Source organism: uncultured Thiodictyon sp. (assembly GCF_903828115.1).
GTDB lineage: Bacteria > Pseudomonadota > Gammaproteobacteria > Chromatiales > Chromatiaceae > Thiodictyon.
On the sequence record NZ_CAIKKU010000577.1, the window covers coordinates 1 to 6,687 of the forward strand.

5 protein-coding genes are annotated in these 6,687 nt (G+C 68.5%); 2 read left to right on the forward strand and 3 right to left on the reverse strand.

Annotated features, from left to right (window positions below; genetic code table 11):
- Window positions 1-760: 760 nt before the first annotated feature.
- A complete protein-coding gene (locus tag QZY48_RS21855) occupies window positions 761-3,523 on the reverse strand; it encodes a toll/interleukin-1 receptor domain-containing protein (protein WP_295435119.1) in 2,763 nt (920 codons plus the stop codon).
- Between the two features lie 223 nt (window positions 3,524-3,746).
- Here QZY48_RS21855 and QZY48_RS21860 point away from each other — a divergent pair, with 223 nt between their 5' ends.
- Both QZY48_RS21860 and thiL read left to right on the forward strand, forming a co-directional pair.
- On the forward strand, window positions 3,747-4,292 hold the full coding sequence (locus QZY48_RS21860; protein ID WP_295435121.1) for a Uma2 family endonuclease: 546 nt from the start codon (window positions 3,747-3,749) through the stop codon (window positions 4,290-4,292).
- A 166-nt stretch (window positions 4,293-4,458) separates the two neighbouring features.
- Entirely contained in the window at window positions 4,459-5,433 is a 975-nt protein-coding gene (thiL, locus tag QZY48_RS21865) for a thiamine-phosphate kinase (protein ID WP_295435123.1), read from the forward strand.
- Window positions 5,434-5,457: 24 nt separating this feature from the next.
- On the opposite strand, the gene QZY48_RS21870 is transcribed toward thiL, so the two are convergent.
- Window positions 5,458-5,871 carry a hypothetical protein gene (locus QZY48_RS21870; protein WP_295435124.1) on the reverse strand — a complete coding sequence of 138 codons (414 nt, stop codon included), beginning with the start codon at window positions 5,869-5,871 and terminating at the stop codon, window positions 5,458-5,460.
- A gap of 34 nt (window positions 5,872-5,905) precedes the next feature.
- Entirely contained in the window at window positions 5,906-6,472 is a 567-nt protein-coding gene (locus QZY48_RS21875) for a hypothetical protein (RefSeq protein WP_295435126.1), read from the reverse strand.
- Window positions 6,473-6,687 lie beyond the last annotated feature (215 nt).

A 6,687-nucleotide genomic window follows, 5' to 3' on the forward strand; every position in this document is an offset into this window, starting at 1 on the left:
CCCCTGGAGTCCAAGGCTTCAGCCTTGGAGCGCGCCAAGGCTGAAGCCTTGGACTCCAGAAAGAGGCGACCCGGTCGGCGAGTGCGCCTTAACTCAATGGCAGTGACGCGGGAGCGTGGGAACGAGAAAAGGTCGGCGGAACCCTCCCCTTCGCCCCGGGTTGTCTTGAGCCCCGAAGGGGCATGACATACCAGCCCAGGGCAACGCCCTGGGTTGACGGCATATTTAAGCCCAGCCCTGAAAGGGCGTGACATTACGGCGGAGCGATTTATGTCTCGCCCTTTCAGGGCTAAGCCGATTAAATGGTGCTATCCCAGGGCGTTGCCCTGGGCTGGTATACGCGACCCCGTTGGGGTCGGTGCGCACGATAAGGTGGAACGGGGTACCAGGATCAAGGCTTTGCGGGGGCGCAGGAGATGGGTTTCGCTGCGCTCTACCCGTCCTACGGGCTGCGCAGATCCCTTTGTTTCTTCTTGGTGTCTTGGCGTGAGCAATTGCCGGATTTAGGATCAAGGCCTTGCGGGGGCGCGGAGATGGGTTTCGCTGCGCTCTACCCATCCTACGGGCTGGCGGCGCGGGGAACGCGGGCGGCGGAGTTCGCCGTGGCGCCGCGGCGCGGCCGCAGGCCGCTCCCACAAGGGCCTTTCATGTTCCGCGGTCGCGTCGCGGCTGAAGCCGCTCCCACCGGGTCCCGGCCTGACGTTCACGGTAAGCAATGGCTGCCCAGGCTCGCAGTGGTGTCACGCGGGCCAGGGCCGGGTCAAGGCGGCGGGTCGGACGCGGCGCCGTCGGCGGCCAGGTCGGCGCGCTGTTGGGTGATCTCGCGGCGCAACGCGTCCGGGTCCGGGAGCCCGGCGGTGGGCTGGGCGGGGATCAGGTCCAGGGCCTTGTCGAGCCAGTAGAGGGCGCCGGGGTGGTCGCCGTGCTTGGCGGCCTGATTGGCGTATCGACGGCAGTCGGACAGCAGTTCGGCCGGGGCGTCGGCGGCGCGGGCGGCGTTGATGGCGAACGCCTCCTCCCAGTGCGCCTTGGCCTCGGCGGGGCGGCCAAGAGCGGTGAGGGGCCAGCCGATGTCGTGGAGCGATGTGGCGATATCGGGATGCCCGGCCGGCAGGGCCTTGCGCCGGATCGTCAGGGCCTCTTCGTTCGGCTCCAGCGCCTCCTGATGCCGACCGAGGGCGTCGAGCACCAATGCGATGTTGTTGAGCGATTGGGCGATATTGGGATGCCCGGCCGGCAGGGTCTCGCGCCGGATCGCCAGGCCCTCTTCATGCAACTCCAGCGCCTCCTGATGCCGACCGAGCTTGTTGAGCGCTGATGCGATGTTGTTGAGCGATGCGGCGATATCGGGATGCCCGGCCGACAGCGCCTGGCGCCGGATCGCCAGGGTCTCTTCATTTCTTGCCAATGCAGAGCCCAGTTGCCCAAGATCCGTGAGAATGGCCGCCATGACGCTCAGTACCGTCGCGGCGTTCGTGCTATTCGGGCCTTCCGCCGCTCGGACTAGCTCCAGGCTCTCTTCCGCGACACCGAGTGCCCGCTCAAACTCGCCCGCGTGGTATAGGGCTATCGCGAGTCGATTGAGCCAAAACCCTCGCATCCCCTCCGGCACCCCATGCGGCTGCCGCCCATAGGCATCCAGCCAGGCCAACTGTCGCCAGATAGGCCAGCGGTCCTGATTCTGCTCGATCGCCCCCCAAACGGCCCCAGGCGATACCCGCCGTGCCTTGAGATCGGCGACGAGTTCGCGGCCGGCGGAGCGGGCATGGGCGGCATCAAGCCAATAGAAGAGTTCCCCGTCCAGCGCGCGGCGACGGGCCTCGTCGCCGACATGGTCGAGCACGGCCAGGTGCAGTTCGGCGATGCCGCGGTTGTGCGGCGGCAGCACGGCAGCGAGCCGGGCCAGGAGTGCCTGGGCGCGCTGTTGGCGGTCACGGCGGCTCTGGCGGTTGCGCAGGTGCTGCGCGAGCAGTGGGTTGCGGAAGCGGAAGACCTCCTGGTCGGGGAAGTCCGGGTGTCGACAGCCCAGATAGTCGAGTTGGGGCTCAGGTACGGGCGCGTCGTCGGCTGATTGTTCATTCCCCCTCACCGCGGGAGAGAGTCGTGGGGAGGGTAGCTCGTTGGGCTTGAGCCCGGTAATCCCCCATTCCAGGCGATTCAGCCCATCATCGGTCAATCCAGCGCGCAGGTCGACCCAGGTGAAGGCCTGGAGGAATAGTGGTAATGCCGGCTCGACCGGTGCGTCCGGGAGCAGCACCGGAATCACCGGCAAACGACGGGTCACGCATTGCGATAAGCAAGCGCGCATTTCCGGGGCCTCCCACGGACCCAGGCCGTCTCTGCCGACCAATACGGCGGCCGTGTGCACCGATTGAATGATCCTTTCCACCGCCTCCTGCCAAGGCCGTCCCGGTACCAGTTCTTCTTCGTCCAGCCAGACCTTCAGACCGCGTGCCTGTAGCGCCTGGGCCAGTTGTCGTACCGCCGGCTTATCCCGGCTGTTGTGGCTGAGGAACACGTTGAATGATTCAGGCGCCCCTGCGTGGGAGGGCGTTGGGGGGAGGGGGTGAACGCTCAGGTTGGCCGCCGCCGGATCGCCTTGGGGCTCCACCAGGTGCGCATCGAGCAGGTCGAGCAGTCGGTCGCGGCGCGCCTCGTCCAGGTCGAGACAGTCGGCGACGATGCCGAAGGCGATGTTGCGTCCGCACAGGCAGCCGTGGTCCATAAAGCCGCGCAGGTCCGCGGCGGACTCGGGCCCGGCGTCGGCACGCACCCGCTCGATCAGCCCGTGGAGTGGCCGGAAGAGCCCGGGGCCGAACAATTGGTCCAAATCGGCGAGGGCCTCGGCCTGGTCGCGCAGCCGCCAGACGCCGGCCGGGTCCGGGCCGATCAGGTGGCGCTGGGCCAGGTCTACCAGGGTCAGGGCGGCGAGCCCCGGGCTGCCCTGGGCACGGACGGCAACGGCCTGGAGCAGCGGGCGCGGCAGGGCCTGAGTGCCCAGGCAGCCGGTGAGCCGCTGGTCCAGGTCCGCGGCCGTCAGTGGTTGCAGGGCCGGGCGTAGGGGCTCGAGGTCCTGGTAGTCGCACTCCCGCCCAACGTCGTGCTGGGTGAAGGCGAGCACCAGCCCCGGCAGGCTCGGCAGCCATTGCAGCAGGAGGTCGCGCACGCTCGCCTCGGGCTGGCGCTGTTCCGGGATCTGGAGCAGGAGCCCGCCGCCGCCGTGACGCCCGGAGAGCGCGGCGGCCAGTTCGCGCAGGGTCTCCAGGAAGCGCTCCGGGGCCGGGCGCGCCTGGTCCGGGGTCCAGTGCCGGAAGAAGAGGGCCCGCAGCCCGGCGAGCGGCAGTTCCAATTCGATGGCGAGCGGCAGCCAGGCGAGCCGGTCCCAGCCGGAGAGGTTGAATGCGAGCGTTACCTTGGCCTCGTCCACCTGGGTGCGGATCGCCGCGGCACGGCGTGCGCCCGCGTCGCCATGCCGCTGGCGCAGCTCGAGCAGGACCTTCTCCAGGCGCAGTCGCGGAGTCATGCGGCGCTATTGTCGCTGAGTCACCCTGGGAATTCCGCGAGGCCATGACGATCAGCGTCCTTCCGGAGGCCACGGGCAGGGGGTAGCGGACGTGCAGCCATGCTCCTGTCGCGTAAGATCGCATTGGCTCCCAACAAGGCCGAGCCCCGGTGCGCGAATCGTGTCGACACCGCCTGCCCGCGGGGCTAATCTTTCCCCGCGACCGCCGAACATCCTACCGCCTATGCAAGCAACGAAGCTCAAGACCCTCGAAGACCTGCTGTGCGACCCCGACGAGCGGGTGGAGCTGATCGACGGCGAGATCGTGAAGCGGCCCATGGCGCGCTGCGAGCACGCCTTGGTGCAGAGCCATACGGTCGTCGAGTTGGGACCATTCGACCGGCGCGGCGGCCCCGGCGGCTGGTGGATTCTGACCGAGGTGAGCGTCCTCTACGAGGCGCATCAGTGCCCGGTCCACGATCTGGCCGGATGGCGCAAGGAACGGATGCCGAGCCGCCCGTCCGGGATCATGGAGATGGCTCCCGACTGGGTCTGCGAGATCGTCTCCCCGGGTCACGAGCGCAAAGACACCCTGCACCATTTCCTGCTGCTGCAACGCCGGCGCGTCCCCTACTACTGGATCATCTGGCCCGAGGACCGGGCCCTGATCGCCTATCAACTCGATCACGGCGCCTACAAGGTGGCGGCGACCATCCAGGGCCAGGCGAGGGCACGAGTGCCGCCCTTCGACGAGGCCGAGTTGGACCTCGCCTACATCCTGGGCGATTGACCCAGGCCCGACGTACTCCCGTACTTCCGAACTCCCGTACTTCCGAACTTCCGAACTCCGAACTCCGAACTCCGAACTCCGAACTCCGAACTCCGAACTCCGAACTCCGAACTCCGAACTCCGAACTCCGAACTCCGAACTCCGAACTCCGAACTTCCGAACTCCCATGTCCGAATTCGACCTGATCCGCACCCATTTCGCCGCCCTGGGGTCCAGCCGGGAGGATGTCATCCTCGGCGTCGGCGACGACTGCGCCCTGCTCGCGGTGCCCCCCGGGCAGCAGTTGGCGGTGAGTATCGATACCCTGGCGGCCGGGGTGCACTTCCTGCCCGATTGCGACCCGGAGGCGCTCGGTCACAAGTGCCTGGCGGTGGGGCTGAGCGACCTGGCGGCGATGGGCGCGGCGTCCGCCTGGGCGACCCTGGCCCTGACCCTGCCGGCGGACCTGCCGCGCACCTCGCCGGATTGGCTGGCGGCCTTCGCCCGCGGCTTCGGGCAACTGGCGCGGGCGCACGGCGTCGCCCTGGTGGGGGGCGATACCACCCGCGGACCCCTGTCCATCACGGTGCAGGTACATGGGCTGATCCCGGTCGGGGCCGCGGTCCGGCGTGCCGGTGCGCGAGCGGGTGATCTCGTCTGTGTCAGCGGGACCCTGGGCGATGCGGGGCTCGCACTGCGCGCCCTGGTGGCCGGGGAGGTGCCGGCGCCGGACCTGCGGGCGCGGCTGGAGCGGCCCACGCCGCGGGTCGCCCTGGGGCTTGCCCTGCGGGGGCTGGCGAGTGCCATGATCGATTGTTCGGACGGGTTGGCGGCGGACTTGGGCCACATCCTTGCGGCAAGCGCCGTAGCGGCGGAACTGGACCTGGCCGCCCTGCCGCTCACTGGGGTCGTGGCCGCGGCGGTCGCCGCGACCGGGGACTGGGGCCTGCCGCTCGCCAGTGGTGACGACTATGAGCTGTGTTTCTGCCTGCCGGCCGGGTACCGGGAGCGGCTTGCGGTGATCGCCGCGCGCTGCGGCTGTCTACTGACCCCGGTCGGGCGGGTCCTCACCGGTTCGGGTCTCGTCTGCCGCTCGCCCGCCGGGGCGGTGGTCGCGTTGGACGCCGCCGGATTTGACCATTTTGCCGCGGGGGCGCGCTGAGGTGGAGCGCCGCTCGGTCGCGTACTAAAGCGTGGGCGCCGGTACCATGGCGCCGGTGGGGGCCACATCGACCGTCGGTTTCTTGTCCCCCTTGCGTTCGTCGGCGGTCGCGGCCGGACCCAGGTTAAGGGCGGGTTTCGGGGTCGGCATCGACTTGGCCGTCACGTCGCGGTCCGCCTGGGCCTTGGTCGCCTGTTGGAGTGCCCGCCTGAGCCGCTCGCGCTCGCGCTTGAGGGTCCGCAACTGCTGGCTCTCGTCGCCCGCCGCGCCGGTGTAATCCTTCAAGGCCCCGCGCATCTGCGCTGCGGTCGTTCTGATCTCGGCCTCGATGGACGCCAGTTGTTGGGTCAGGCCATTGATCTCGGCGGGTCCGGCCACGGCACCCGTGGCGGTGAGGGTCACGAGCAAAAGCCCGAGCGCGCGTTTGGATTGCCTCATCATCTTCTCCGTCGACCTGGTGATCGTTCGTGCTTCAGGGCGGCATTCGCGCGGGGCGACTGTCCGTCGGCGCCGGTTCGGTGCCAGGCGCGGCCGGGCGTTTACGGGCGGCGCGGTTGGCCGTCTCCAGCTTGTGCTTGAGGTCGATCTCCTGCACGGTGAGATCGCTGAGATTGGCCCCGCGACGGGGCGTCGGTGTCTCATCGAATGCGGCAGCGGCCTTGTCTATCTGGGGTTCGATGACCTCGAGCCGGTGCTGGATCTCCGGGCGCTGGTACAGGAGTGCCCCGGCCTCATTGCGCCGCTGGGTAGCCTCGGCCTGCGTAATGTCACGTACGATCTTGGCCCGCCGCTGCTTCAGTTCCCGCAGGCGCAGCCCGACGTTACGGATGCCCTGTTGGTCATGGGCACGCAACGTCGATTGCAGCTCGGTTTCGGTTTCGGCAATGACCTGATTGGCATTGGTCAGGTCCTGTTGCAGCAGCACCAGCTCGGACCCGGCGAGGGCGGCCGGCGGCAGGAACAAACCGAGCCACAGGATCATGGGGCGTAGCCAGCCGGCACAGGGCAGCGTGGGCGAACGGCGAGCGGCGGGAGTCATGGCCAGGATGCTACGGCTTCGCCGGCCCCGTGACAAGGTGGGCGGTGGCGGGTGCGATCAGAACTGATGTATTAACGTACATATCGTATGGTACGCATCGCGTACCCGCCAAGCTGCCACGACCGCCGGAGCCGGGTACGCGATGCGTACCCTACAGCTCCAGCTACCGGGCGTCGTTGTCGTTGTCGTTGTCGTTGTCGTGGTCGGATTACTCG

What these genes read in the sequence shown, in the direction of transcription:
- QZY48_RS21855 (WP_295435119.1), bottom strand. Translation starts at nt 3,523, where the DNA reads ATGACTCCGCGACTGCGCCTGGAGAAGGTCCTGCTCGAGCTGCGCCAG.
- QZY48_RS21860 (WP_295435121.1), top strand. Translation starts at nt 3,747, where the DNA reads ATGCAAGCAACGAAGCTCAAGACCCTCGAAGACCTGCTGTGCGACCCC.
- thiL (WP_295435123.1), top strand. Translation starts at nt 4,459, where the DNA reads ATGTCCGAATTCGACCTGATCCGCACCCATTTCGCCGCCCTGGGGTCC.
- QZY48_RS21870 (WP_295435124.1), bottom strand. Translation starts at nt 5,871, where the DNA reads ATGAGGCAATCCAAACGCGCGCTCGGGCTTTTGCTCGTGACCCTCACC.
- QZY48_RS21875 (WP_295435126.1), bottom strand. Translation starts at nt 6,472, where the DNA reads ATGACTCCCGCCGCTCGCCGTTCGCCCACGCTGCCCTGTGCCGGCTGG.